Source organism: Paractinoplanes ferrugineus, from assembly GCF_016862195.1.
GTDB classification, from domain to species: Bacteria; Actinomycetota; Actinomycetes; order Mycobacteriales; family Micromonosporaceae; genus Actinoplanes; species Actinoplanes ferrugineus.
Window position 1 is genome coordinate 1 of record NZ_BOMM01000050.1, and the last position, 24,714, is coordinate 24,714.

The window sequence follows — 24,714 nt, forward strand, 5'->3', positions numbered from 1 at the left end:
GGTGAAGATGACGTACGCCGGGTCGTCCGCGCGCACCTCGGGACGGACCCCGCGAACGGGCAGCGCCGCCTCGCCGACATCCAGGCGTGGGCCGTCCCACGGCACCTCGACGCTCGCGGTGGCGACCAGGATCGCGGGTGCGGCGTCGGCCAGCATCGCGGCCACCCGGTCGGCCGGCTGATAAGTGTCCAGCGGCAGGTAGGCGGCCCCGGCCCGGAGCACGCCGAGCAGCGCGGGCACGGTGAACGGGCGGGCGGTGGCCAGCCCGACCAGGTCACCACGGCCGACCCCGTGCCCGGCGAGCGCGCCGGCCAGCCCGGCCGACCAGGCGTCCAATTCGGCGAAGGTCCAGGTGCGACCGCCGGCGACCAGCGCCGGGGCGTCCGGGGTGGCGGCCACCCGCGCCTCGAACAGGTCCACCACCGAACCGGCCGGCGGCTCGGTGCCCACCGGGGGCAGCAGCCGGGCCCGCTCGTCCGGGGTCAGCACGTCGATCCGGCTGAGCACCGTGGCCGGGTCGGTCGCGACCGCGGCCAGCACCCGGTTCAGGCGCTCGACGAGCAGCTCGGCCGACGAGCGGTCGAAGCGGTCGGTGGCGAACTCGAGCTCACCCCGTACCCCGTCCCGGGTCTCGAAGAAGTCGAACGACAGGTCGAACATCGCGACCTGCTGACGGACATCTTCGGTCTGGACCCGCAGGGAGCCGAGATGCCAGGTGCCGTCGGCCTCGCCGAGGTAGGAGACCATCGTCTGGAACAGCGGATGCCGGCCCAGCGACCGCACCGGATTCAACACCTCCACCAGATGCTCGAACGGCACCTCCTGACCATCGAAAGCCGCCAGATCGGTCTCCCGCACGCGCGCCAGCAACTCCCGGAACGACGGGTCACCACCGGTGTCCGTGCGCAACACCAACGTGTTCACGAAAAAACCCACGAGATCGTCCAGCGCCGCGTCCGGGCGCCCCGCCACCGGCGAGCCGAGCGGAATGTCGGTGCCCGCACCCAACCGGGTCAACAGCACCGCCACCGCCGCCTGCGCGACCATGAACATCGACGTGCCGGTGGCCCGGGCGAGCGCCCGCAGCCGCGTGGTCACCCCGTCCGGCAGGTCGAAACGCACGACGTCGCCACGGTGGCTCGCCGCGGCCGGTCGGGGCCGGTCGGCCGGGAGGTCGATCTCGGCGGGCAGCCCGGCCAGCGCCGCCCGCCAACCGGCGACCTGGTCGTCCAGACTCTGCGCGCGCTGCCAGAGGGCGAAATCGGCGTACTGCACCGGAAGCGGCGGGAAGGCCGGGGCCAGACCGGCACAGCGGGCCGTGTACGCGGCCACCAGGTCCCGGCGCAGCGGCACGTCCGACCACTCGTCGCCGGCGATGTGATGCAGCAGCAGGACCAGCACGTGCTCGTCCGGCGCGAGGCGGAACAGCCGGGCCCGCAGCGGCGGCTCGGCGTCGAGCCGGAAGCCGTACCCAGCCAGCTCGGCCAGCCGGTCGGCGAGGTCGTCCGGCGCGATGTCGGTGAGCGGGACAGTCAGCGGCCCGGCCGGTTCCACCCGCTGGAACGGTTCGCCGTCGACCTCGCCGAACACGGTGCGCAGCGTCTCGTGCCGGCCGGCCACGTCGGCCACCGCGGCGATCAGCGCGCCGGTGTCGAGCCGCCCGCGCAACCGCCACGCGATCGGGATGTTGTAGGTGGGGTTCGGCCCCTCGAGCCGGTAGAGGAACCACAGCCGCCGCTGCGCGAACGACAACGGCAGGCGGTCCGGCCGGGGCCCGGCGACCAGCGGCGCCCGGGTGCTGCCGGTCAGCCGGGGCAGCAGGGCGGCGACGGTCGGGGCCTCGAACACGGCGCGCACCGGCACCTCGACGCCGAGCACCGCGCGCACCCGGCCGGCCAGCCGCATCACCGACAGCGAGTGGCCGCCGAGCGCGAAGAAGTCGTCGTCGATGCCGACCGCGGGGATGCCGAGCACCTCGGCGAACAGGTCGCAGAGCTGCTGCTCGCGGGTGCCCCGGGCGGTCCGGCCACCGGCCGGCGCGGCCACCTCCGGGTCGGGCAGCGCGGCCACGTCGAGCTTGCCGGCCACCGTCCGGGGCAGCGCCGGCACCTCGACGAAGGCCGACGGAATCATGTACGCGGGGAGCCGGGCCCGCAGCGCCTCGAGGTCGGGCGGGCCGTCCACGACGTACGCGATCAGTCGCCCGGCCCGGACCACGACCGCGCACCGGCCGCCGATCGCCGCCTCGATCTCGCCCCGCTCGATCCGGAAGCCGCGGACCTTCACCTGGCCGTCGGCGCGCCCGGCGAACTCCAGCACGCCCTCGCCGGTCCAACGGGCCAGGTCGCCGGTGCGGTACATCCGGCCACCGGCCGCGGTGAACGGGTCGGCGACGAAGCGCCCGGCGGTCATCGCGGGCAGGTTGAGGTAGCCGTGGGCGAGGCCCGGCCCGGCCACGTAGAGCTCGCCGAGCACGCCCGGCGGCACCGGGCGCAGCGCCGCGTCGAGCACGTAGGTGCGCACGTTGGCCAACCGGTAGGCGCGCCGCTCGGGACCGTGCCACCCGTACGCGTCCACCGAGGCCTCGGTCGGGCCGTAGAGGTCGTAGCAGTCCAGCCCGCCGACCGCGCAGATCTGCCGCCACAGCCGGGGATCGATGGCCTCGCCACCCACCGACAGCAGGCTCAGCCCGGCGTTCAGCACCCCGGCCGGGATCAGCTCGCGCAGATAGGTGGGCGTGAGGTCGAGGACGTCCACCCGGTGCTCGCGCAGATAGTCCACCGTCGCCACGGCGTCGCGGTAGACCTCGGCGTCGAGCACGTGCACGGTGTGGCCGTCGAGCAGCCAGATCAGCGGGTCCCAGGAGCCGTCGAAGGTGAACGAGGCGGCGTGCGCCACCCGGCGCCGGGGCCCGCTCATCAGCCGGGCGCGGTGCGTCGCGAACAGGTTGACGATCCCGCGGTGCGGCACCACCACGCCCTTGGGCCGCCCGGTCGACCCCGAGGTGTAGATGACATAGGCCGGCTGCTCGCCGGAGAAGCCGGCGGCCGGTGCGGGGGTCGCGGCGAAGCCGGCCGGGGTGACGTGCAGCCGTGGTCCCGGCCAGGGCAGCGCGACGCCCTCCTCGGTGACGACGAGCGCGGGAGCCGCATCGGCCAGCATCGCGGCCAGCCGCTCACGGGGCTGGTCGAGGTCGAGCGGCAGATAGGCGGCGCCCGAGCCCAGCACGCCGAACATCGCCTGCGGGGTGAGCGCCCGGGGCAGCGCGAGCGCCACCCGGTCGCCCGGGCCGACGCCGTGTTCGCGCAACCGCGCGGCCAGTCCGGCGGTCCAGCCGGAGAACTCGGTGAACGTCCACTCCCGGCCCCCGGCGACCAGTGCCACCGCGTCCGGGGTGCGCTCGGTCTGGGCGGCCAGCAGGTCTCCGACGGTGCCGTCGGGCACCGGCGCGGTGACCACCTCGAGCACCCGGGCGCGTTCCCGCGGGCCGAGCACGTCGATGCTCGCGAGCGGCGCGGCCGGGGCGGCGCACAACTGGGTCAGCACCGCGGTCAGCCGGTCCAGCAGCAGCGCCGCCGCGGCCGGGGTGAACAGGTCGCCGCGGTACTCCAGGTCGAGGTGCAGACGCTCGCCCGGCCGGGCGGTCAGCGTCACCGGATAGTGCGCGCAGTCCCGGATCGACGCGCCGGTGACCCGCACTCCCCCGCCGGCCGCCGGCAGCGACGAGCCGAGCGGATAGTTCTCGAAGACGGTGAGCGTGTCGAACAGCTCGCCGTGCCCGGCCAGCTGCTGGATGTCGGCCAGCCCGAGGTGCTGGTGGTCCATCAACCGGGCCTGGCCGTCCTGCAGATCGCGCAGCGCGCCGACGACCGGCGTGGCCGGGTCGAGTCGCACCCGGACCGGGACGGTGTTGAGGAACAGGCCGATCATCGTGTCCGAGCCGGGCAGGTCCGGCGGGCGGCCGGCCACCGTCGAGCCGACCACCACGTCCTCGCGGCCGGTGAGCGCGCCGACCACGATGGCCCAGGCGCCCTGCACGAGCGTGTTCAGGGTGAGGCCCTCGGCGCGGCCGAGCGCGGTGAGCCCGGCGGTCGATTCGGCCGGCAGGTCGCGCAGCACCCGGTCGGGCACCACCGCGTGGGCCGGCGGCCGGCCGGCGAGCAGTGTCGGTCCGTCCAGTCCGGCGAGCGCGGACCGCCAGGCCTCGGTGGCGGCGGTCCGGTCCTGTGCGGCCGTCCACGCGAGATAGCCGCGGAAGTCGGCCGGCGGCGGCAGGGCGTCCCCGCGGTACAGCGCGATCAGCTCGTCCACCAGCAGCGGCACCGACCAGCCGTCGAGCAGCAGATGGTGATGGGTGAGGACGAGCCGGTGATCGTCCGGGCCGAGCGAGACCAGGGTCATCCGCAGCAGCGGCGCGGTGGCCGGGTCGAAGCGGGTGGCCAGATCGTCGTCGAGGAACTCGGCAAGCTCCTCGGCGGCCGGTGACATCGTGGCCCAGGGCAGCGCGACCCGGGTGGGCACGATCGCCACCGCCTGGCCGTTCTTCCGGCGGCGGAACGCGACCCGCAGGTTGGGGCGGCGGTCGAGCAGCTGCTGACCGGCCGCCCGCAGCCGTTCGGCGTCGACCGGGCCGGTGAGCGTGAGGGTGAGCTGGCCGGTGTAGACGTCCGGGCCGTCCGCGGCCAGCTGGGTGTGGAACAGCAGGCCCTCCTGCAGCGGGGTGAGCGGCAGGATGTCGCTGATGCCGGCGGTGGGCGCGGTCACGGAAGCTCCCATTCGGCTTCGAACTCGTCGATCTCGTCCTGGCTGAGCGCGAGCGTCAGGTCGGACGGGGTGAGCCCGCCGGCGGCCGGGCCCCGGGCGTGCCGGGCCAGCGCCTCGAGCGCGGCGAACCAGCCGTCGGCCAGCTCGGCGACGGCCGCCCCGGAGAGCAGCTCGCGCGGGTAGGCCCAGGTCACGCCCAGCTCCGGGCCGTCCACTGTGTCCTGCACGTAGGCGTTGATCTCGAGCGTGTACGGCGCGACCGGCATGCCCAGGTCGAACCCGCCGGCCAGGATCCCGTGCCCGGCGACCGGCGCCCAGTCCGCGCCCGACCCGGCGGCGAACCGGCCCAGGTAGTTGAAGCTGATCTGCGGCTCCGCCCGCGCGGCCAGCACCGGGCCGGTGTCCGGGTGGAGATGGCGCAGCAGCCCGTAGCCGATGCCGTGGTCGGGGATCTCGCGCAACTGCTCCTTGACCCGCTTGAGCGCGACACCCGCGGCCGGTCCGCCGGCGAACGCCTCGGTCAGGTCGGCGTCGCCCGGGTCGAGCCGCACCGGGAACACGCTGGTGAACCAGCCGAGCGTGCCGGCCAGGTCGGCGCCGGGGACGACCTGCTCCTCGCGGCCGTGGCCCTCCAGCGCGATCAGCACCGATCGCTCGGCGCCGCCACGCCACCGCGCGACGGCGAGCGCGAGCCCGGTGAGCAGCACGTCGTTGACGCCCGCGTGGAACACCGACGCGACACCGGTGATGACCGGCTCGGTGCTCGCGGCGGGCAGCCGGACGGTGTGCCGGGTGACCGAGGCGAGGTCGTCGACCGGGCGCAGCGGACGGTGCCCGAGAGCCGGGTCCGGCCCGTCCAGGATCCGCGTCCACAGCGGCAGCTCCCCGGCGCGCCGGGCGGCCGCCTCCCGCAGGCCCAGCGCCCAGCGTCGGAACGAGGTGCCGGTGGGCGTGGGGCCGGGGTGCGAGGTGCCGGCGGCCGAGTCGGCCCGGGAGTCCCAGAGCGCGGCCAGGTCGTCCGGCAGAATCCGCAGCGAGACGCCGTCGACCACGCTGTGGTGGACGACCAGCAGCAGCTGCCGGGCCGCCGGGAAGAACACCGCCTGCGCCAGCACACCACGGGTGGGGTCGAGCCGCCGTGCCGCCGCCTGTTCCTCGGCCGCGATCGTCGCACCGTCGGCGGCCACCCGCAGCCAGTCCCGCCCCGAGCCGCGCGGCGCCACCCGCAGCACCCCCGCGTCGCGGTCCATCGTGGCGCGCAGCAGGTCCTGCCGGTCGGTGAGCCGGGCCAGCAGGGCGGCCAGCTCGCCGGCCCGCGCACCGGCCGGGGTGGTCACGACGATCGACTGGCTGAACGCGGTGAGGTCGCCGCCGGTCTCGTCCAGCCAGCGCAGGATCGGGGTGAACGGGATCTCGCCGAGGCCGTCGTCCGGTGCCTCCGGGTGGATCGTCGCCGCCTCGGTGACCACCTCGGCCAGCGCCGCGACCGTCCGGGCCTCGAACACCTGGCGGGAGGTGCAGATCAGGCCGGCGGCGCGGGCCCTCAGCACCAGCTGGATCGACATGATGCTGTCGCCGCCCAGCCGGAAGAAGTCGTCGTCGATGCCGACCCCGGGCACGCCGAGCACGTCCGCGTAGAGCGCGCACAGCGCCTTCTCGCGCGGGCCGCGCGGGGCGGTGCCGGTGGCCAGCACGGCGTAGTCCGGGGCGGGCAGCGCGGCCCGGTCGAGCTTGCCGCTGGTCAGCACCGGCAGCGTGGCGAGCAGCACATATCCGGTCGGGACCATGTAGGCCGGCAGCCAGGACTCGGCGTGCAGGCGGAGCGCCTTGACCAGCGCGGCCGGATCGGTGGATGCGGCCGGCGTGTTGGTGAGCGGCACGGCCGGCCCCGGCCGGTAGTCCCCGGCGGGCTCGCCCTCGCGCTGGAGGACGGCGTCGAGCGCGCCGGTGTGCGAATCGCCGTTCCAGGTGACCGCGACCCGGTAGCCGGCGGCGCGGGCCAGACCGGCCACCTCGTCGGCGGTGACCCCACCGGCGGCCAGCAGCGCGTTGGGCACGCCGGTGACCCGCACCCGCTCCGGGCGGCCGGCGAGCAGATCGCGTACGGCGTCCGGCCCGGTCCACGCGTGCTCCACCGTGGGGGGCCGGGGCGCCGGGTCCTCGGTGCGGAGCACGACGTCGTACCGGTAGCGGCTCAGCTCGTTGTCGTGGCGGGACTGCTTCACGCGTACGTCCACCGACCGGACCCCCGGCAGAGCGAGCGTCGCGAAATAGTCCGGATCGACGAGCAGCTCGCGTTCGGCCCGCAGGGCCGTCTCGACGTCGTAGCCCGGCCGGCCGGCCGCGATCGCCTCGTGCAGCATCCGGTGCAGCCGCAGGTTGCGGACGTCGCCCACGAAGATCCGGCCGCCGGGCGCGAGCCGGGTGACCGCCGCCCGCAGCACCTCGGTCAGGTAGTCGGCGCTCGGAAAATACTGCGCCACCGAATTGAGCACGACGGTGTCGAAGTGGCCTTCGGGCACGCCGGTCAGGTCATGGGCGGGCTGCGCGCGCAGCACCACACCCGGCCGGTCGGCGGTGGCCCCGCGCAGGGTCGCGACCGCCTGCTCGGACAGGTCGAGCCCCCAGTAGCTCCGCACCGCGGGCGCGAGCCGGGACAGCAGCAGCCCGCTGCCCACGCCGAGTTCGAGAATCCGTTGCGGGGCCAGGGCTTCGATCCGCTCGACGGTCGCGTCCCGCCACTCGCGCATCTCGTCGAGCGGGATCGGCGCGCCGTCGAAGCTGGAGTTCCAGCCGGTGAAGTTCTCGTCGAACCGTTCCACCCGGCCCGCCTGGTAGAGCAGCTCGTGCAGCTCCTTCCACTCGGCCACCTGGGCGTCCGCGCGTTCCCCGGGCGCCTCGGCGGTGCCGGACGGCACCACATAGGCGGCCAGCCGGACGTCGCCGGGCCGGTCCTCCCGGGCGATCACCGCGACCTGACCGACGCCGGGGTGGCGGGCCAGCACCGACTCCACCTCGCCCAGCTCGATCCGGTAACCGCGGACCTTGACCTGGTCGTCGACCCGGCCGAGGAAGTCCAGCCGGCCGTCGATGCGCCAGCGCGCCACGTCGCCGGTGCGGTACATCCGGCCGCCGGCCTCGTCGAACGGGTTCGCCACGAACCGCTCCGCGGTCAGGTCCGGCCGGTTCACGTAACAGCGGGCCAGGCCCGGTCCGGCCAGGTAGAGCTCACCGGTCTCGCCGGCGGCGACCGGGCGCAGCGCGGCGTCCAGCACGTACGCGTCGGTGGCCGGGTCGGGGCGGCCGATCGGCACCGAACCACCGTCGGCGACGCCGGGGACGCACTCACCGAGCGTCGAGTTCACCGTGGCCTCGGTCGGCCCGTACGCGTTGAACATCCGCCGGCCGGACGCCCAGCGGGCGACCAGTTCCGGCGACACCCGCTCGGTCCCGGCCAGCAGGATGCCCGGCGGCAGCTCGCATTCCGGCGGCAGCGCGGCGAGCAACGCGGGCGGCAGGATCATGAAGTTGGCGCGGTGCCGCATCGCGTACTCGGTGAGCGCCGGCCCGGCCACCCGGCGGTCGGCCGGCACCACCACGATCCGGCCGCCCGAACCGAGCGCCAGCACCAGATCCCAGAACGCGACGTCGAAGCTGGGCGACGCGAAGTGCAGCACCCGGACGTCCGGGGTGAGGCCGAACCGCTCGAACTGGGTGGACATCAGCTTCGCGACGCCGGCGTGGGTGAGCAGCACGCCCTTGGGCCGGCCGGTGGAGCCGGAGGTGTAGATGACGTAGGCGGCGTGCCCGACCCGCAGCCCGGCCCGGATCGGGTCGGTGGCCGGCGCCCCGGCCAGTTCGGCGGCCACCGCCGGATCGTCGAGCAGCACCCGCGGCAGGCCGGCCGGCGCGGGCAGCCGGTCGGCCACCGCGGCCGTGGTGACCAGGCCGATCGGCCGGGTGTCGGCGATCAGGTAGCCGAGCCGCTCGGCCGGGTCGGCCGGATCCAGCGGCAGATAGGCGGCGCCGGCCTTGAGCACCGCCAACTCCGCCACGATCATCTCGATCGATCGCGGCACGGCGAGCCCGACCACCCGGTCCGGCCCGGCGCCGCGCGCGATCAGCAGGTGCGCCAACCGGTTCGCCCGCGCGTCCAGTTCGGCATAGCTGATCTCGCGGTCCTCGAAGACGACGGCCACCGCGTCCGGGTCCCGCCCCAGGCTCGCCGCGAAGACCTCGGGAAGCGTGGCCGGCGCCACCGTGAGCGGGCCACCACTGGACCGCTCCCGCTCCTCGATCGTGCAGTCGGTGCTCTGCATGCGGTGGCTCCTGATGTCCGGGTGCGGGCGCGTGGCATCGGGGCCCCGCCCTGGTCGGCGGGGCCCGGTCAACGGGACGGGGTGGACCTACGGGTGCGAGGTCAGATATCCGCCCATCGAGCGGAAGTACTCGGCGGCGCCCAGTTCGGTGCCGTCGTCGAGGCGGACCCGCTCGATCGCCAGTCCGGGACTGGTGCCGCGGCGGGCCTCGGCACCGGCCACCACGACCACGGCGTCGCCCTCGCGGTAGAAGATGCGGCCCGGCGTGCCGCCGTAGATGCCGTCGGAGACGTGCGCGGCGACGATCCGGAGCCGCTCGCCCCGATGAAAGGCGTAGGCATTGGGGTACGGGTCGGACTGCGCGCGCACCAGCCGGTCGAGCTCCTCGGCCGGCCACGTCCAGTCGATCCGGTTGTCCTCGTCGGAACGCTTGTGGAAGAAGCTGGCCCGCGAACGGTCCTGCGGTGTCCACTCGGTGCGGCCGGAGGCGATCAGCGCGAGCCCGTCGACGGTGATCGGGCCGAACAGGTCGAGGGTCTTGTGGAACAGGTCGGTGGTGGTGTCGCGGTCCCCGACCGGCACCGAGCGCTGCAGCACGATGTCGCCGGCGTCGAGCGTGCCGTCCATCATGTGCGCGGTCACCCCGACCTCCTTCTCGCCGTTGAGCAGAGCCCAGATCAGCGGGGAGAAGCCGGCGTATTTCGGCAGCAGCGAGTCGTGCACGTTGAGCGTGCCGAGCCGGGGCAGCGCGAAGATCTGCGGCGGGATCCAGGTGCGCCAGTTGGTCGCCACGATGACGTCGGGGTCGGCCTCCTTGAGCGGGCCGAGCAGGTCGTCCTCGGGCCGCTCGCGCACCTCGACCGGCACGCCGTGCTCGGCGGCGAGGTCGGCGACCGAGTCGCTCCAGATCCGCTCGTACGCGTGATCGCTCTTCGGATGAGTGACCACGAGGGTGACCTCGTGCTCCGAGTCCAGCAACGCTTGCAGGGTGCGATGTCCCCACGTCTGGTACCCGAACATGACTACCCGCACGGTGCCTCCTGGCCCATCCACGACTGAGAAAGTTAGGTTAGTCTAACCTAGCTTTGCGCCGCCGAAAGGGGGCGGCTTCAGCACGTGCCAAGCGTCGACACCGCTCGACCTGACGAATGGGACCGCCGATGTCACAGGCCACTCCGTGCACCGAGATTCCGGTCTACGACCTGGTAGGAGTCGGTTTCGGCCCGTCCAATCTGGCCCTCGCGATAGCCGTCACCGAGCACAATGGACAGACTGGCGACGCTCCCGTGACCGCGCTGTTCCTGGAACGTCAGCCGTCGTTCGGCTGGCACCGCGGCATGCTGCTGGCCGACGCGACCATGCAGGTGTCGTTCCTCAAGGACCTGGTGACCCTGCGCAACCCGACGAGCGAATACAGCTACCTGTGTTACCTCAGGGACCGCGACCGGCTCATCGACTTCGTCAACCACAAGAGCTTCTTCCCGCTCCGGGTGGAGTTCCACGACTACCTCGAATGGGCCGCGGCCAAGGTGCCCGACATGGTCCGCTACGCCCACGAGGTCGACCAGGTCGTCCCGGTACTCCGCGACGGGGTGGTGGCGGCGTTCGACGTGCGGGTCCGGCACGCCGGTGGGGTCAGCACCTACCGCGCGCGCAACCTGGTCGTCGCCACCGGCCTGCGCCCCCGGATCCCGGCCGGGGTGGACGCTTGCGACCGCATCTGGCACAGCCGCGATCTGCTCACCAACATCGGCCGGCTGGACGGTGCCGACCCGGCCCGGTTCGTGGTGGTCGGCGCCGGGCAGAGCGCCGCCGAGGTCACCGCGTTCCTGCACGACCGGTTTCCCCGGGCCGAGGTGTGCGGGGTGTTCTCCCGCTACGGCTACTCCCCGGCCGACGACAGCTCGTTCGCCAACCGCATCTTCGACCCGGCCGCCGTCGACGACTACTACGGCGCCCCGCCGGAGATCAAGAAGATGCTGATGAACTACCACAGCAACACCAACTACGCGGTCGTCGACCACGACCTGATCGACGAGCTGTACCGCCGGGCGTACCGGGAGAAGGTGGCCGGGGTGCAACGGCTGCGACTGCTCAACGTGTCGCGGCTGGCCGCCGCCAAGGAAACCGAGGACGGCCGGGTCGAGGTGACCATCGAGACCCTCACCACCGGCGAGCTGTCGACGATCACCGCCGACGTGCTGATCTGCGCCACCGGCTACCAGCCCGTCGACCCGTTCCCGCTGCTCGGCGAGGCTGCCCGGCACTATCGCCGGGACGAGTTCGGCCGGGCCGTGGTCGAACGCGACTACCGGATCGCCGCCGACCCGTCCGTCACCGCCGGCGTCTACCTGCAGGGCGGCACCGAGCATTCGCACGGAATCACCGCGTCCCTGCTCTCGAACGCCGCCGTCCGCTCCGGCGACATCGTCCGGTCCATCGCCGCCCGGCTGCGCGCCGGCCGCCCACTCGCGGTCGCGGCGAACGCCGGCTGACCCCCGGCGGCGTACCTCTACTGCTGTCTCCCCGTCGAACAACCATCGGCGTGACCGGCCCCTACAGGCTGTAGGTTGGCGGCATGGCATCGACGGGGCGGCGGGCGCGGGGCTCGCTGGAAGCCGAGGTCATGGGTGTGCTCTGGGCCGGCGGCGAACCGTTGACAGCGACCGATGTGCAGCGCGAGATCGGTGCGGATCTGGCCTACAACACGGTGCAGACCATCCTGATCCGGCTGCACGAGAAAGGTCTGCTGCACCGTCGCAAGGCCGGCCGCTGGCACGTCTACTGGCCGGTCGAGGACGCCGCGACCGCCGCCGCGAAGCGGATGCGCGCCGCCCTCGCCGATCCGGTGGACCGGCAGGCCGTGCTGCAGCAGTTCGCCGCTTCGCTGAACGACGACGACGCGGCCACCCTGCGCAGGCTGCTGCCACCGTGAGCCTCGCGGTCGATCCGGTGGCGGCGCGCGCCGGAACGTCAGTGGGGGTCGGCCTGGGTGCTGCGCGAGCGGCGGCGGGCCCGCAGCAGTTCCACAGCGACCGGGATGACCGAGACGACGACGATGCCGATCAGGATGAGTTCGATGTTCGAGCGGACGAAGGCCACCTGGCCCAGGAAGTACCCCAGCGTGGTGACGCCGCAGGCCCACAGCGTCCCGCCGAGCACGTTGTAGCTCAGGAAGGTCCGGTAGCGCATGTGACTCGCGCCGGCCACGATCGGGGTGAAGGTCCGCACGATCGGTACGAACCTGGCGAGGACGATCGACCGGGCGCCGTAGCGGTCGAAGAACCGCCGGGCGCGGGCGAGGTTCTCCTGCTTGAACAGCTTGGAGTCGGGCCGCCGGAACAGGGCCGGGCCGAACCGCCGCCCGAACAGATAGCCGAACTGGTCGCCCAGCACCGCGGCGAGCGACACCAGCAGGCAGATCAGCCAGAGCGGCTGGTGCAGGTAGGTCCCGTCGGCGACCAGCAGCCCGGTGGTGAACAGCAGCGAGTCGCCGGGCAGGAAGAAGCCGACCAGCAGCCCGGACTCGGCGAAGACGATCGCGAGGATGCCGACCAGCCCGAACGTGGAGATCAGATGCTGCGGGTCGAGGAACGACGGCATGAACGCATGCCTCTCAGATCGAGGGAACCCGAGGTTTGCCCGCCTCGGCGGCAACGAAACCTACAACAAGTAGGACCTGTGTCGCCGCCGTGCGGCTGGTCCGGCGATCCTGAGAGATCGGTGAAAGCCGCCCGCTCCCCGTGCCTCGACCCCGGCCCGGGTCATCACCATCGTGACCCCGAAAGCGAAGCCGCGGCCCCGGTCCTGCGAAATTCCGGTACGGCCGGGTCGGCGATCCTCGCTTCGCCGGCGGCGTACGGGCAAGCCCTCGCCCTCGAGATGAAGAGCCGGTTTCCGCTCATGTGGGCGGTTCGGCCGGGCGGCGCAGTGGGGCGCACGCGGCTCGCTGCTCGTCGATCCGGCGGTCGGTGCCCGGCGGGCGAAGGTCGTCGATGACGCGCCACGCCTCGTCGAGCGCCTGACGCAGTTCCGCGGTGTGCACGGCGTGCTGCCGGCGCAGGTCCTGTCGCACCTTCTCCAGGCGTCGCACCCAGCCGGCGGCGCTGGCCGCCGTGGTGTCCGGGGCGTCGTCCCGGGCGTCGAGCAGGTCGACCGGGACGATCGCCGCCGCGGGCCGGCCGCGGTCGATGAGCACCGTGATCTGCCGAGTCAGTTGAGCCAGCCGGACCAGCTGCACCAGCCGGATGCGGGCTTCGTTGATCGCGAGTTCGTTACGGGGGGTTCCTATTGCGGGGGTGGAACGCGCCATGGGGTGAGCATGACGGCGGGGTACGACAATTTCGTCGCCGCAACCGGTCAGCCGACGCTGGAGCGCTGGTCAGCGACGGTCAGGGCGTCGATCAGGCCGGGGAAGCGGGCGTCCAGCTCGGCGCGGCGGAGTTCGATCGTGTGGGTGCGGCCGGTCACCGTCGTACGGGTCAGGCCGGCCTCGCGCAGGATGCGGAAATGGTGGGTCATCGTCGACTTGTGGACGCCGAAGTTCCAGTGTTCGCCGCATTTGCCGTGTGGTCCGCCGGCGGCCAGGGTCTGCACGATGCGCAGGCGGATCGGGTCGGCCATCGCCCGCAGCACGTCGACCAGCGTCAGGTCGATCGGGTCCGGTGCCGCGTCGTCGCTCGCCATGGGCTCCAGACTACCGTTGGATGTTCATCCAACAATCGCTACGCTGACGGTATGACGATCATCCAACAGTCAGGCGCCGTCCGGTGGGTGTGGGACGACGAGGGCATGGTCACGGTGACCCTCGACGATCCCGGGCGCACCGCCAACATGATCAATCGACGGCACCATGACGGGCTCGACGCCTGCCTCGACGATCTGACCGCCGGCCTCGACCGACTCCGCGGGGTGGTCGTCACCTCGGCGAAGCGATCGTTCGTCGCCGGCCCGGAATTCGAGCCCGGCGAGATCACCCCGGACGAGGCGGCCGGCACCTACGACCTGCTGGTGCCGATCCGCGACCAGGCCCGCCGGCTGGAGACGCTGGGCCGGCCGGTGGCCGCGGCGCTCAACGGATCGGCGCTCGGCGGCGGCTTCGAACTCGCGCTGGCCTGCCACTACCGCGTCGGATCGGCCGACCCGGCGGTGATCTGGTCGTTGGCCGAGTCCGCGATGGGCATCATTCCCGGCGGTGGCGGCGTGGTGCGGGTGACCCGGATGGCCGGGATCGCGGCGACCGTGCTCGACATCGTCGGCCCCGGCACCGTGTTCCATCCGGCGCGGGCGCTGGCCGCCGGGCTGGTTGACGAGCTCGCCGACGACGTGGTGGCGGCCGCGCGGGCGTGGGTGCTGAGGCAGCCGGCGGGCCGGTTCGTCCAGCGCTGGGAACGACCCGGCTACGTTCTGCCCGGTGGCATCGGGGAACCGCCCGGGCTCGCCGACGAGGTGCGCCACCGGTCGGCCGGCTCACCGGTCCGGGCCCTGCACGCCGTACTCGAGGTGGCCGTCCGCAGCGCTTCGGCGCCGCCGGAGAAGGCTTTCGACATAGAAACGGCGGCTTTCCGTACGCTGCTGAGCGCCCCCGAGGTCCCCGCCCTGGGCCACCTGTTCTTCGCTCTGCGCACCGTCGCCGGGCCCCTCTCGCCCTCACCGGCGACCGGCGCGGCGAGCGCCGGGACCGTGCTCCGGCAGTTCCCGCAGATCGTCGCGAACCCGCTGGCCGCCGTGTTCTTCCCGGCCGACGCCCCGCTGGTGGAGATCAGCGGCGCCGACGTGGACGACGCCGCGCGCGCGGTCCGGGCCGAGGGCGCCATCCCGGTGGTGATCCGCGGCAGCGACATCTCGTTCGTCCAGACCCTGCTGGACGCCGGCCCCGACCCGCGAGCCATGACCGCCGCCGCTCGCCGGGCCCTCGACGCGGGCCTGACCGTCGATCCGGTCGGCGCCGACGTGGCCTCGGTCCTGGCCGCCGGTTTCCCGCCCTGGACCGGCGGCGTGCTGCACCACCTCAGCGGGGCGGCCCACTGAGCGGCGGGCCGGTCACCCGTCGCCGTGGTGCAACCGCCGATACCGGCTGCCGTGGAAGACCAGCGGCGCCACCTCCGGGTCGGCGTCCACATCGTGCACGCGCAGCAGCACGATGTCGTGGTCGCCGGCCGGGATCTCCCGCTCGATCGCGCAGTCCAGCCAGGCACTCGACCCGTCGAGCAGAACCGCACCGTCCGGGCTGGTCCGCCAGCGCAGCGCGGCGAACCGGTCGACACCCCGGGCACTCAACTGCCGGCCGATGTGTTCCTGGTGCGCGCCCAGCACGCTGACCCCGAGCCGCCCGGCCCGGCGCAGGACCGGCCAGGTGCTCGAAGTGTGCGCCACGCAGACCGACACCATCGGTGGATCCAGTGACACCGAGACGAACGAGTTGGCCGCGAGCCCGGCCGGCACACCGTCGACAACACCGGCCAGCACGGTGACGCCGGTCGGGAAGGAACTGAGAACACGCCGAAGGCGCAGCGGTTCCAGCGCCGATTGCATAGTCATGATCGCTCCGTCCTGGGCACCTACGACATCACAGCGCCTTACCGGGATTCAGGATGCCGTGCGGGTCGAACAGCGCTTTGAGCTGCCGCTGCAGGTCGTGGTTGGCGGGACCGAGCTCGCGCCGCAGCCAGGGGAGTTTCAGCACGCCGACCCCGTGCTCGCCGGTGACGGTGCCGCCGAGCCGCAACGCCAGCGCGAAGATCTCGTCGGCGGCCGCCTCGGCGGCGTCCACCGACTCGCCCGCCACGATGATGGGATGCAGGTTGCCGTCGCCGGCGTGGGCGATCGTGCAGATCGGCACGTCGTGCCGCCGGGCGATCACGCCGATCTCCCGAACGGCCTCGGCGAGCCGCGACCGGGGTACGGCGATGTCCTCGATGAGCGGCCGCCCGAGCCGCTCGATGGCCGGCAGCGCACCCCGGCGCGCGGCCAGCAGCGCGGCGGTCTCTTCGGGGTCGCTCGTGCTGCGCAGCTCGGTGGCGTCGCGCCCGAGCACCTCCACCGCCCGCGCCGCCTCCCTCGCTCCCCCGTCGATCTGCACGATGAGCAACGCCGATCCGGTCTTTCGCAGATGCGTGCCCTGCGCGGCGTCGATGGCGTCGAGTGTCGCCTCGTCGAGCAGTTCGGCGAGCACCGGCTGGATGCGGGCGGCGGCGAGGGCGACGGAGGCCGCCGCGGCCCCGGCCACGTCGGCGTAGGAGGCGGCCACGGTCGTCGTCGGTTCCGGCAGCGGACGCAGCCGCAGCGTGGCCCCGACCACCACGCCGAGGGTTCCTTCCGAGCCGACGAACAGCCCGGTCAGGTCGTAGCCGGCCACCCCCTTGAGAGTGGCGCGCCCGGTGCTGATCAGCCGCCCGTCGGCGAGCACGACATCGAGGCCCAGTACGGCGTCCCGGGTGACGCCGTACTTCGCGCACCGCAGCCCCCCGGCGTTGGTGGCGATGTTGCCGCCGATCGTGGAGATTTCCAGACTCGCCGGGTCGGGGGCATACCGCAGCCCGTGCGCGGCCGCGGCGCGGTCGAGCGCGGCGGTGATCACCCCGGGTTCGACGACGGCTACCCCGTCGTCCGGCCGGATTCCCAGGATCCGATCCATCCGGGAGAGATCAAGAACCAGAACGCCAGCTCCGGCGCTGCTGGCGCCGGTCAGGGCCGTTCCGGCTCCGCGAGCCACGATTGACGTACGGGTGGAGTGCGCCGCTCGCACCACGTTCCGCACCTGCTCGACACTGCGCGGAAACGCGACGGCCAGCGGCATTCCGTCCGGTTCGACCCCGGAGCGGTCGACCCGGCGGCCGGCGATCACCGACGGCTCGTCGGTCCATTCGACGCCGGTGGCCGCCAGCCACGCGGGCGCGGTCACGCGGGCCGCGCCGGTTGTTCGCCGGTGGCTACCGGCCGTTCCGGGTCCGACGACCACGCCGACCACGAGCCCGGATAGAGCGCCGCGTCGATGCCGGCGACAGCCAAGGCGACGATCTCGTGGGCGGCGGTCACCCCCGACCCGCAGTAGACACCGACCGGCCCGGTCAACGCGGCGAACCGCTCCCGCAGTTCGGCGGCCGTCCTGAACAGCGAGGTCCCGTCGCGCAGGTTGCCGGTGGTCGGCAGGTTGACCGCCCCCGGGATGTGCCCCGCCCGCGGATCGACCGGTTCGACCTCGCCGCGGTAGCGTTCGGCGGCGCGCGCGTCGACCAGGGTGCCGGTGCCCGGCAGCGCGGCCGCCTCGTCGGCGGTCAGGGTCGGCAGCTGCCCGCCGCGGAGCACGATCTCACTCGCCGGGCGCGGCCGCGCCACCCCGGTGACGACCGCATATCCCGCCGCCTGCCAGGCGGCCAGTCCGCCGTCGAGCAGGAGAACCTCCCGGACGCCCGCCCACCGCAACAGCCACCAGGCCCGGGCCGCTGCGAGTCCGCCGGTGTTGTCGTAGACCACGACCCGGCCGGTGATCCCCCACCGCCGGGCGGCGGCCTGCAGCAGCTCGACCGAGGGCAGCGGGTGCCGCCCGCCCTCGGGTGAGCCCGGTGCGGCGAGCTCCGTCTCCAGATCGACGAAGACGGCCCCGGGCAGATGCCCGTCGCGGTAGTGCTGCTCGCCGTGCGGGTCGCCGAGCGCCCACCGCACGTCGAGCAGAACCGGCGGGTCCGCCTCGGCCGCTCGCCGGTGCAGCTCGTCGACGCTGATCAGCACGGGCTTGCGGGCCGGGTCGTGGTCGCCCGCCGCGGTGGTCAGGCCGGGGAACGTGGCGGCCAGGTCGGCGTCGTCGAGGGAGCCGGGGGTGATGCCGTTGGTCCCGGCCCGGTGCACGCGGGCCTGGACGGCGGCGTTGGCCGGGGTGGGCACGCCGTGCAGGCGGCCGAGCAGGACGATCTCGCCACTCAGGAAATCGATCTCGGTGCGGCCGGCGCGGGCCAGGCTCTGCCAGGTCGAGTTGCCGACGCGGGGGTGGCCGGGGATGTCGGCGACGCGGAAGTCCTGCCGCGGACGGCTGACCGGCGTGATGCCGGCGGCCCGGTAGACGGCATCGGCCTCCGCCCGCAGCCGGGCGAGCGCGACGTCCCGCAGCTCGCTGGGCCGGTAGAGCGCGTCGAGGCCGTTGACCAGGTTGCCGATCAGCTTGTCGGCCTTGTGGCCGACTATGTCGTCGACTGTGTGCACGGTGAATCCGCCGCGCCGCAGGTCGATCGCGACCCGCTCGGCGGCCGACGGCGGGCCCGGCTCGGCGCCCGGCGGGGCGGCGGCGGGGAAGCGGCCGAGCCAGAGGACGGCCGGGACCGGCCAAGCGTGGTTGACGACCTCGCCGGGGACGACGAACTGGGCCGGAATCCAGACGACGCCACCGATGACGTGGGTGAAACCGCGCAGCGCGATGCGCTCGCTGTCGAGTCCGTTCTGCAGGGTGACCACCGGTGTGTCGGTGGCGGCCAGGCCGGTGGTGCCGTCGGCACGCTTGACCGGACGCCAGGCCCACTCGCCGACCGCGGCCTCGGTGTCCTGCGTCTTGGTGGCCAGGACGAGGACGTCCGCGTCGGTGAGGTCGACCTCGGCGGGGCCCGCGGCGGCCGGGACGCGGAGCTGGTGGGTGCCGTCGGGACGGACGTAGGCCAGGCCGTTCTCGCGCAGCGCGGCCAGCTGGGCGCCGCGGGCCACCAGCAGGGTGTCGACGCCGGCGCGGTGCAGCTCGGCGGCGATGGTAGCGCCCACGGCTCCAGCGCCGATCACCACGTACCGGATCGAATTGCCTGCATTATCGATAGCTTGAGTAGGATTTGTGGCGCTGGTCATCTGACTCCTCCGAGCGGGCGCGGTACCGCCAGCATCACCCCGCGGCGGGCCGCCTGTCCAATGCCGATCCTTGATCGCAACAGCACACAACTTCTTATCGATCGACTGTTAGCGTCCGGGGCATGGGACCCGTGCTGGACATCGTGGCGCTGCGCAGCCTCGCGGCGGTGGCCGACTACGGCGGCTTCCACCGGGCCGCCGCCACGCTGCGGGTCAGCCAGTCGGCGGTGAGCCAGCACATCCGGCGGCTGGAGAAGGTGCTCGGCCGGGCGATCGTCGAGCGACATGGGCGTACGTCCGTCTTCACCCCGGACGGCCAGGCGCTCCTCGCCGAGGCCCGGCGCATCCTGGCCGCGCATGACGAGGGATTGCGGCGCCTGGTCGGGCCCGAGTGGCCGACCATCACCGTCGGCGCCACCGAGCACGCGGCCGACCTGATCCTGCCCGCCATCACCGCCGCGCTGCCGCGTCACGAGGTGCGGTTCCGCCTCGACCGCACCCGCCGCCTCGACGCCGCCATCGACCAGGGCGCTCTCGATCTCGCGGTCTATCTCGCCGAGGCGTCCTCGGCCGACGGCATCCTGATCGGCTCGCTGCCGCTGAGCTGGTACTGCGCCGAGAGCTGGCATCCGCCCACCGACCGGGGCTGGCCGGTCGTCGCCATCGCGGAGCCCTGCGTGCTGCGCCGCCGCGCACTGGCCACGCTGTCGGCGCGTGGTCTCGATCCGTACGTCGTCTGTGACAGCGGTTACGTGGCGGGCGTTTTCGACGCCGTCCGCTCCGGGCTCGGCGTGGCGCTGATGGCGACCGCCGCCACCGTGCCGCCGGGCCTCGCCGAGCGCACCGATCTGCCGCCGGCCCCGCCGGCGCCGCTCAGCCTGCGCACCCGGGTCGGGACCGATCCCACCCTGGCCGCGGCGGTGACCGACGTCCTGCGCCGGGCCTTCGCGGGACCGCGCTGAGCAACCGATAAGGGTTCGCGATCGGACCGATCGCGAATCGTCGTCGGACGAACCCTTTTCAAAAACCTATTGAGTTGGTAGGTCTTATAGGGATTCCCGCTCCGACATCGGAAGGCCCACCATGACGCTCGCCCAGTCCGACGCCATCCTCACCTGGACCGAGCCCGACCCGGTGCCGCTGCGCGGGACGCTCATCGTGCTCCCCGGCCGGGGCGAGTCCCCCCAGGTCTACGAGCGGTTCGGCCGCCGGTTGGCCACCGACGCCTACCGCGTGCACGTCGTCGAGGCTCCCACCGACGCCGCCGCGATCACCCGTGACCAGGTCGACGGGCTGCTCGCGACCGCCGACCCGGAGCGCCCGGTCGTGCTCGTCGGCGCCGACGCCGGCGCCGCCTACGCGGCCCACCTGGCCGCGACCACCCCGGCCCCGTTCACCGCCCTGGTGCTCGCCGGTCTGCCGGTCACCGTGAGCGCCGCCCCGGCCCGGAGCTGGGACGACGAGTTGGACGCGCGCTCGTCCTGCCCGACCCACCGCGCCCGGATCAGCCGGGCCGGCGTGCGCCCGGCCGAACTCTTCGCCGACCTGCCGGCCGAGTGGTTCGACGCGACGACACCAGAGCGGATCTCCGTACCGGTGCTCGGCATCCACGGTCGCGCCGACCCGATCAGCCCGGTCGACGAGGCCCTCGCCTGGTACGCCCGCGTCCCGCGGGCCGAGCTCATCGGCATCGCCGGCGCCCCGCACGACGCCCTCAACGACCAGACCCACCGCACCGTCGCGGCCTCCATCGTGCTCTTCCTCGAGCGACTCCGGGCCGGGGGCGACCTCGCGCCGATCGCGATCGCCGAAACCCTTTAGAGAGGATCCGCAATGCCTTCCTTCGACGAGAACATCCCGGCCACCGCGTCGCCCGAGGTCGAGTTCATCAGCCTCACCCACCTCAACCCATCGACCGAGCTGAACCCGATGCCCGGCCGCGGGATCGACCTCGACTACTTCCGCCGCTACGTGCGCTCGCTGGAGGAGGGCGGCTACGACTACACGCTGCTGCCGTACGGGGCGTCCAGCGCCGACTCGTTCGTCACCGCCAGCGCGGTCGGACAGCTCTCCGAGCACGTCCGGCCGATCGTCGCGCTGCGCCCGAACACCACCTTCCCGACCGTCGGCGCGCAGAAGCTGGCCACCCTCGACCAGCTCACCGAGGGCCGCGCGGTGGTCCACCTGATCTCCGGCGGCAGCGACGCCGAACAGGCCCGGCAGGGCGACTACCTGCCCAAGGCCAAGCGGTACGCCCGCACCTCGGAGTACATCGACATCCTGCGCCGATCGTGGACCGCGCCGGCCGCGTTCTCCCACCACGGCGAGTTCTACAGGTTCGACGACTTCGGCCCCGGTTTCGCACCCCACAAGAGCACGATCCCGATCTCGATCGGCGGCCAGTCCGACGAGGCGTTCGCGGTCGGCGGGGCCAAGGCCGACATCTTCAGCTTCTGGGGCGAGCCCCTCGACGACCTGCGCGGCGAGATCGACCGGGTGCACGGCATCGCCCGCGCGGCCGGCCGTACCACGTTGCCGCGCATCTGGGTGACCTTCCGCCCGATCATCGCCCGCACCGACGAACTGGCCTGGGAAAAGGCGCACGACTACGTCAGCCGGATCGCGGCCAACTTCGCCAAGGTGCGCCCGCCGGCGGCCGGCACCGACCCGCAGAACGTCGGCTCGCAGCGCGCGCTCGCCTTCGCCGACCGTTCCGAGCTCTACGACCGGGCACTGTGGACCAAAACGGCGGCGGTGACCAACGCGGCCGGCGCGTCCACCGCGCTCGTCGGTTCGCCCGAGACGGTGGCCGCCGCGATCCTCGACTACGTCGACCAGGGCGCGTCGCTGGTGTCGATCCGCGGCTACGACACCCTCGCCGACGCCGTCGACTACGGCCGCCACATCCTGCCGCTCGTCCGCCAGGAACTCGCCCACCGCAAGGCCACCGGCCGGCGCAGCGATTTCCAGGCCGAGCACCTCGGCAACTACGGCGCCGAGTACGGCGAGTTCGCCACCGCGAGCCGGTCGTGAGCTTCCCCGCCCCCGATCTCGCCCCGGACGCGCTGGCCGGAGTCACCGAGGAGATCGCGGCGACCGCCGCCGACTACGACCGCACCGGCGAACTGCCGTGGAAGGGCATCGAGGCCGCACACCGGGCCGGGCTGCTCACCGCGACCGTCGGCACCCAGTTCGGCGGCCCCGGGCTGGGACCGCGCGACACCGCCCGGATCCTCACCGCGATCGGCGAGGGGGACGCCTCGGTCGGCCTGCTCGCCGCCAACGTGCTCATGTCGCACGCCGGGCAGGCCGCCCGCCCGCACTGGCCGGAAGCGTTCTACGCCGACCTGCTCGCGCGTTCCGAGACGGGGCCGGCGCTGGTGAACGCGATCCGCGCGGAGCCGGAGCTGGGCGCTCCGGCCCGCGGCGGCCTGCCGAAAACCACCGCCACCCGCGACGGCGACGACTGGGTGCTCAACGGCCGCAAGGCGTACGCCACCGGCGGCGCCGGCCTGGCCTACCACGTGGTGTGGGTGCTCGCCGACGACGGTCGCGTCGGGCACCTGATCGTCCCCGGCGACCGGCCCGGGATCAGCTGGGTCGACACCTGGGACCACCTGGGCCTCCGCGCCTCCAACACCCACGACGTGGTGTACGACGACGTCCGGGTGCCCGCCGCGGCGTTCGTCGAGATCCCGCGCGGCCCCGACGGCGTCTATCGCGACCCGGCCGCCACGGCCGGCCCGCAGAGCTTCGGCCACCCGGCCCTCTACATCGGGGTCGCCCGTGCGGCCCGGTCGGCGTTCGCCGAGTTCGCCCGCAACCGGGTGCCGGCCGCGCTGGGCAAGCCGATCGCCCGGACCGAGCGCATCCAGGCGGTGGCCGGCGAGATCGACCTGCGGATAACCGAGGCCGAGACCCTGCTGCACGGCGCGCTGCTGCGCCTGGAAGCCGGCGACCCGATCGCGGCCGAGCTGTCGAACCTCAAGGTCGCGATCGCCCGGTCGGTGATCGCCGCCACCCAGACCGCGGTGGCCGCCCTCGGTAATCCCGGCCTGTCCCGGCACCACTCGCTCGAACGCCATCTGCGCGACGCGCTCTGCATCCGTGTTCACCCGCCGCAGGAGGACACCGTCCTGCTCGCGAGCGGCCGCCGCATTCTCACCGAAGGAAGATAGATGCGCCTCCGACCCATGATCGCGGCAACCGCGGTCCTCGCCCTGGCCGCCTGCGGCGGGAACTCGGCGGGAGACTCCGGCGAGCCGAAGGGCGGCGGCACCCTCAGGGTGTCGTTCTGGCCGGACAACCCGACGTTCTCCTGCATCGACCCGTTCCAGGTCTACTGGATCGAGAGCCGAACGATCATCCGCAACTACGCCGACTCGCTCACCGACCAGGACCCACAGACCGGCAAGATCGTGCCCTGGCTCGCCAAGACCTGGGAGATCAGCCCGGACGCCCTGACCTACACCTTCCACCTGCGCGACGACGTCACCTTCGCCAACGGCAGGAAGCTGGACGCGCAGGCCGTCGCCGACAACGCCACCGGCTGGATCCAGACCGTCAAGGACACCAACGGCGCCGCCTACGGCTCGTCGTACATCCAGGGCCTGACCGGCGCGACGGTGACCGACCCGCACACCGTGGTGTTCCGGCTGAGCAAGCCGAATTCGTCGTTCCTGCAGGCCACCTCCACCACCAACCTGGCCATCACCGACCCGGCCGAGTTCCGGCTCACCCCGGCCGAGCGGTGCACCGGCAAGGGCGTGGTCGGCTCCGGCCTGTTCCAGCTCGACCACTACACCGCCAAGGTCGAGACCGTCCTGACCAAGCGGCCCGGCTACGCGTGGGGCTCGGCGCTGTCCACCAACACCGGTGAGGCCAAACTCGCCAAGGTCGTCTTCAACTACGTGGCCGAGGACAGCGTCCGCACCGGCAACCTGATCAGCGGCGCCACCGACATCGCGTGGCCGCGCAACCCGTTCAGCCCGCAGGACGAGCAGCTGATCAGCAAGTCCGGCGACAAGGTCGAGGCCCGGTCACTGCCCGGCGTCTCGCTGACCCTGTTCGGCAACGTCAGTGCCGGTCACCCGCTCAGCGACCCGGCGCTGCGGCAGGCGCTCTTCAAGGCGATCGACGTCAAGACGTACGCGACCACGCTCTACGGCGCCACCTACCCGATCGTCGAGGGGCCGTTCGACCGGGCCACGCCGTACTTCAAGTCCCAGGCGGCCAAGCTCGCCTACGACCCGGACGGCGCGGGCAAGGCGCTGGACGCGGTCGGCTGGCTGGTCGGCGCCGACGGCATCCGCGCGAAGAACGGCGCGAAGCTGACCATCGACTACCCACTGACCACCTTCAACCCGGGCGCCGAGCTGTTGCAGGCCCAGCTCAAGAAGGTCGGCATCGACCTGAAGCTGCGCCAGCTCACCACCGCCCAGTCGGCAACCTATCTCAAGGAGGGCAGCTACGACCTGACCTCCACCTACTTCACCCGGGCCGACCCCGGCGCGCTGCAGTTCATCATCAATCCCGAGGTCGCCAACTCCAAGGCGCTCGCCCGGCAGGCGGCCGCCCCGGCGGAGACCGCACAGATCCAGGCGCTGTTCAAGAAGGCGCTCGAGACCACCGACCCGGCGTCGGCCGGCAAGGCCTACGGCGAGTTGCAGGACTACCTCGTCGACAACGCCATCACCTTCCCGCTCGCCGAGCGGGTGCAGAAGGCCGGCGTCTCCGGCAAGGTGCACGGGTTCGCGTTCACGTCGGAGAGCTTCCTCAGGCTCAACGACGTCTGGAAGGACTGACC

Annotated in this window: 17 protein-coding genes and 1 pseudogene; 8 read left to right on the forward strand and 10 right to left on the reverse strand. The window is 73.1% G+C overall.

The window, feature by feature from the left end:
• The 3 genes from Afe05nite_RS27240 to Afe05nite_RS27250 all read right to left on the reverse strand — a co-directional run.
• Positions 1-4,764 (reverse strand): non-ribosomal peptide synthetase (locus Afe05nite_RS27240; protein WP_203820072.1); only part of this gene is annotated, 4,764 nt, incomplete at its 3' end.
• Positions 4,761-9,083, reverse strand: coding sequence for a non-ribosomal peptide synthetase (locus Afe05nite_RS27245; protein ID WP_203820073.1), 4,323 nt, complete (start codon positions 9,081-9,083; stop codon positions 4,761-4,763). The genes Afe05nite_RS27240 and Afe05nite_RS27245, both read right to left, overlap by 4 nt.
• An 87-nt stretch (positions 9,084-9,170) precedes the next feature.
• Positions 9,171-10,115, reverse strand: coding sequence for a methionyl-tRNA formyltransferase (locus Afe05nite_RS27250; RefSeq protein ID WP_203820074.1), 945 nt, complete (start codon positions 10,113-10,115; stop codon positions 9,171-9,173).
• Between the two features lie 128 nt (positions 10,116-10,243).
• On the opposite strand from Afe05nite_RS27250, the gene Afe05nite_RS27255 reads away from it, so the two are divergent.
• Both Afe05nite_RS27255 and Afe05nite_RS27260 read left to right on the forward strand, forming a co-directional pair.
• On the forward strand, positions 10,244-11,578 hold the full coding sequence (locus tag Afe05nite_RS27255) for a lysine N(6)-hydroxylase/L-ornithine N(5)-oxygenase family protein (RefSeq protein ID WP_203820075.1): 1,335 nt from the start codon (positions 10,244-10,246) through the stop codon (positions 11,576-11,578).
• 83 nt (positions 11,579-11,661) lie between these two features.
• Positions 11,662-12,018, forward strand: coding sequence for a BlaI/MecI/CopY family transcriptional regulator (locus Afe05nite_RS27260; RefSeq protein WP_203820076.1), 357 nt, complete (start codon positions 11,662-11,664; stop codon positions 12,016-12,018).
• Positions 12,019-12,056: 38 nt separating this feature from the next.
• Here Afe05nite_RS27260 and Afe05nite_RS27265 read toward each other — a convergent pair whose 3' ends face one another.
• The 3 genes from Afe05nite_RS27265 to Afe05nite_RS27275 all read right to left on the reverse strand — a co-directional run bounded on the left by Afe05nite_RS27265 (position 12,057) and on the right by Afe05nite_RS27275 (position 13,769).
• Positions 12,057-12,686: a DedA family protein gene (locus tag Afe05nite_RS27265; RefSeq protein WP_203820077.1), complete on the reverse strand. Its 630-nt coding sequence runs from the start codon at positions 12,684-12,686 to the stop codon at positions 12,057-12,059.
• 298 nt (positions 12,687-12,984) lie between these two features.
• The gene (locus tag Afe05nite_RS27270; RefSeq protein WP_203820078.1) at positions 12,985-13,395 is read right to left on the reverse strand and encodes a hypothetical protein; all 411 of its coding nucleotides are present in this window, start codon (positions 13,393-13,395) and stop codon (positions 12,985-12,987) included.
• Positions 13,396-13,442: 47 nt separating this feature from the next.
• Positions 13,443-13,769, reverse strand: a complete 327-nt coding sequence (locus Afe05nite_RS27275) for an ArsR/SmtB family transcription factor (protein ID WP_203820079.1) — start codon at positions 13,767-13,769, stop codon at positions 13,443-13,445.
• 51 nt (positions 13,770-13,820) lie between these two features.
• Here Afe05nite_RS27275 and Afe05nite_RS27280 point away from each other — a divergent pair, with 51 nt between their 5' ends.
• Positions 13,821-15,113 (forward strand): enoyl-CoA hydratase/isomerase family protein, encoded by a 1,293-nt coding sequence (locus Afe05nite_RS27280; protein ID WP_203820080.1) that lies wholly within the window; start codon positions 13,821-13,823, stop codon positions 15,111-15,113.
• A 12-nt stretch (positions 15,114-15,125) separates the two neighbouring features.
• Here Afe05nite_RS27280 and Afe05nite_RS27285 read toward each other — a convergent pair whose 3' ends face one another.
• From Afe05nite_RS27285 to Afe05nite_RS44055, 4 genes and pseudogenes are all read right to left on the reverse strand, one after another.
• Complete coding sequence (locus Afe05nite_RS27285) at positions 15,126-15,623, reverse strand: flavin reductase family protein (RefSeq protein ID WP_203820081.1); 498 nt, start codon at positions 15,621-15,623, stop codon at positions 15,126-15,128.
• A 28-nt stretch (positions 15,624-15,651) separates the two neighbouring features.
• A complete protein-coding gene (locus Afe05nite_RS27290; RefSeq protein WP_203820082.1) occupies positions 15,652-16,986 on the reverse strand; it encodes an FAD-binding oxidoreductase in 1,335 nt (444 codons plus the stop codon).
• A complete protein-coding gene (locus tag Afe05nite_RS44050; RefSeq protein WP_239118249.1) occupies positions 16,983-17,813 on the reverse strand; it encodes a sulfurtransferase in 831 nt (276 codons plus the stop codon). The genes Afe05nite_RS27290 and Afe05nite_RS44050 overlap by 4 nt, the downstream gene beginning before the upstream one ends.
• Before the next feature lie 123 nt (positions 17,814-17,936).
• Positions 17,937-18,908 (reverse strand): annotated as a pseudogene (locus Afe05nite_RS44055) (ketopantoate reductase family protein); the annotation flags it as partial.
• Between the two features lie 122 nt (positions 18,909-19,030).
• Between Afe05nite_RS44055 and Afe05nite_RS27300 the strand changes: the two are divergent.
• The 5 genes from Afe05nite_RS27300 to Afe05nite_RS27320 all read left to right on the forward strand — a co-directional run bounded on the left by Afe05nite_RS27300 (position 19,031) and on the right by Afe05nite_RS27320 (position 24,712).
• A complete protein-coding gene (locus Afe05nite_RS27300) occupies positions 19,031-19,870 on the forward strand; it encodes a LysR family transcriptional regulator (RefSeq protein ID WP_203820084.1) in 840 nt (279 codons plus the stop codon).
• A 121-nt stretch (positions 19,871-19,991) separates the two neighbouring features.
• Complete coding sequence (locus tag Afe05nite_RS27305; RefSeq protein WP_203820085.1) at positions 19,992-20,729, forward strand: alpha/beta hydrolase; 738 nt, start codon at positions 19,992-19,994, stop codon at positions 20,727-20,729.
• 12 nt (positions 20,730-20,741) lie between these two features.
• Positions 20,742-21,941: an LLM class flavin-dependent oxidoreductase gene (locus tag Afe05nite_RS27310; protein WP_203820086.1), complete on the forward strand. Its 1,200-nt coding sequence runs from the start codon at positions 20,742-20,744 to the stop codon at positions 21,939-21,941.
• Positions 21,938-23,086 carry an acyl-CoA dehydrogenase family protein gene (locus Afe05nite_RS27315; RefSeq protein ID WP_203820087.1) on the forward strand — a complete coding sequence of 383 codons (1,149 nt, stop codon included), beginning with the start codon at positions 21,938-21,940 and terminating at the stop codon, positions 23,084-23,086. The genes Afe05nite_RS27310 and Afe05nite_RS27315 overlap by 4 nt, the downstream gene beginning before the upstream one ends.
• On the forward strand, positions 23,087-24,712 hold the full coding sequence (locus tag Afe05nite_RS27320; RefSeq protein ID WP_203820088.1) for an ABC transporter substrate-binding protein: 1,626 nt from the start codon (positions 23,087-23,089) through the stop codon (positions 24,710-24,712).
• The last annotated feature ends 2 nt before the right edge of the window (positions 24,713-24,714 follow it).

What these genes read in the sequence shown, in the direction of transcription:
- Afe05nite_RS27285 (WP_203820081.1), bottom strand. Translation starts at nt 15,623, where the DNA reads ATGACTATGCAATCGGCGCTGGAACCGCTGCGCCTTCGGCGTGTTCTC.
- Afe05nite_RS27305 (WP_203820085.1), top strand. Translation starts at nt 19,992, where the DNA reads ATGACGCTCGCCCAGTCCGACGCCATCCTCACCTGGACCGAGCCCGAC.
- Afe05nite_RS27245 (WP_203820073.1), bottom strand. Translation starts at nt 9,083, where the DNA reads ATGCAGAGCACCGACTGCACGATCGAGGAGCGGGAGCGGTCCAGTGGT.
- Afe05nite_RS27270 (WP_203820078.1), bottom strand. Translation starts at nt 13,395, where the DNA reads ATGGCGCGTTCCACCCCCGCAATAGGAACCCCCCGTAACGAACTCGCG.
- Afe05nite_RS27265 (WP_203820077.1), bottom strand. Translation starts at nt 12,686, where the DNA reads ATGCCGTCGTTCCTCGACCCGCAGCATCTGATCTCCACGTTCGGGCTG.
- Afe05nite_RS27255 (WP_203820075.1), top strand. Translation starts at nt 10,244, where the DNA reads ATGTCACAGGCCACTCCGTGCACCGAGATTCCGGTCTACGACCTGGTA.
- Afe05nite_RS27300 (WP_203820084.1), top strand. Translation starts at nt 19,031, where the DNA reads ATGGGACCCGTGCTGGACATCGTGGCGCTGCGCAGCCTCGCGGCGGTG.
- Afe05nite_RS27260 (WP_203820076.1), top strand. Translation starts at nt 11,662, where the DNA reads ATGGCATCGACGGGGCGGCGGGCGCGGGGCTCGCTGGAAGCCGAGGTC.
- Afe05nite_RS27320 (WP_203820088.1), top strand. Translation starts at nt 23,087, where the DNA reads ATGCGCCTCCGACCCATGATCGCGGCAACCGCGGTCCTCGCCCTGGCC.
- Afe05nite_RS27280 (WP_203820080.1), top strand. Translation starts at nt 13,821, where the DNA reads ATGACGATCATCCAACAGTCAGGCGCCGTCCGGTGGGTGTGGGACGAC.
- Afe05nite_RS27310 (WP_203820086.1), top strand. Translation starts at nt 20,742, where the DNA reads ATGCCTTCCTTCGACGAGAACATCCCGGCCACCGCGTCGCCCGAGGTC.
- Afe05nite_RS27275 (WP_203820079.1), bottom strand. Translation starts at nt 13,769, where the DNA reads ATGGCGAGCGACGACGCGGCACCGGACCCGATCGACCTGACGCTGGTC.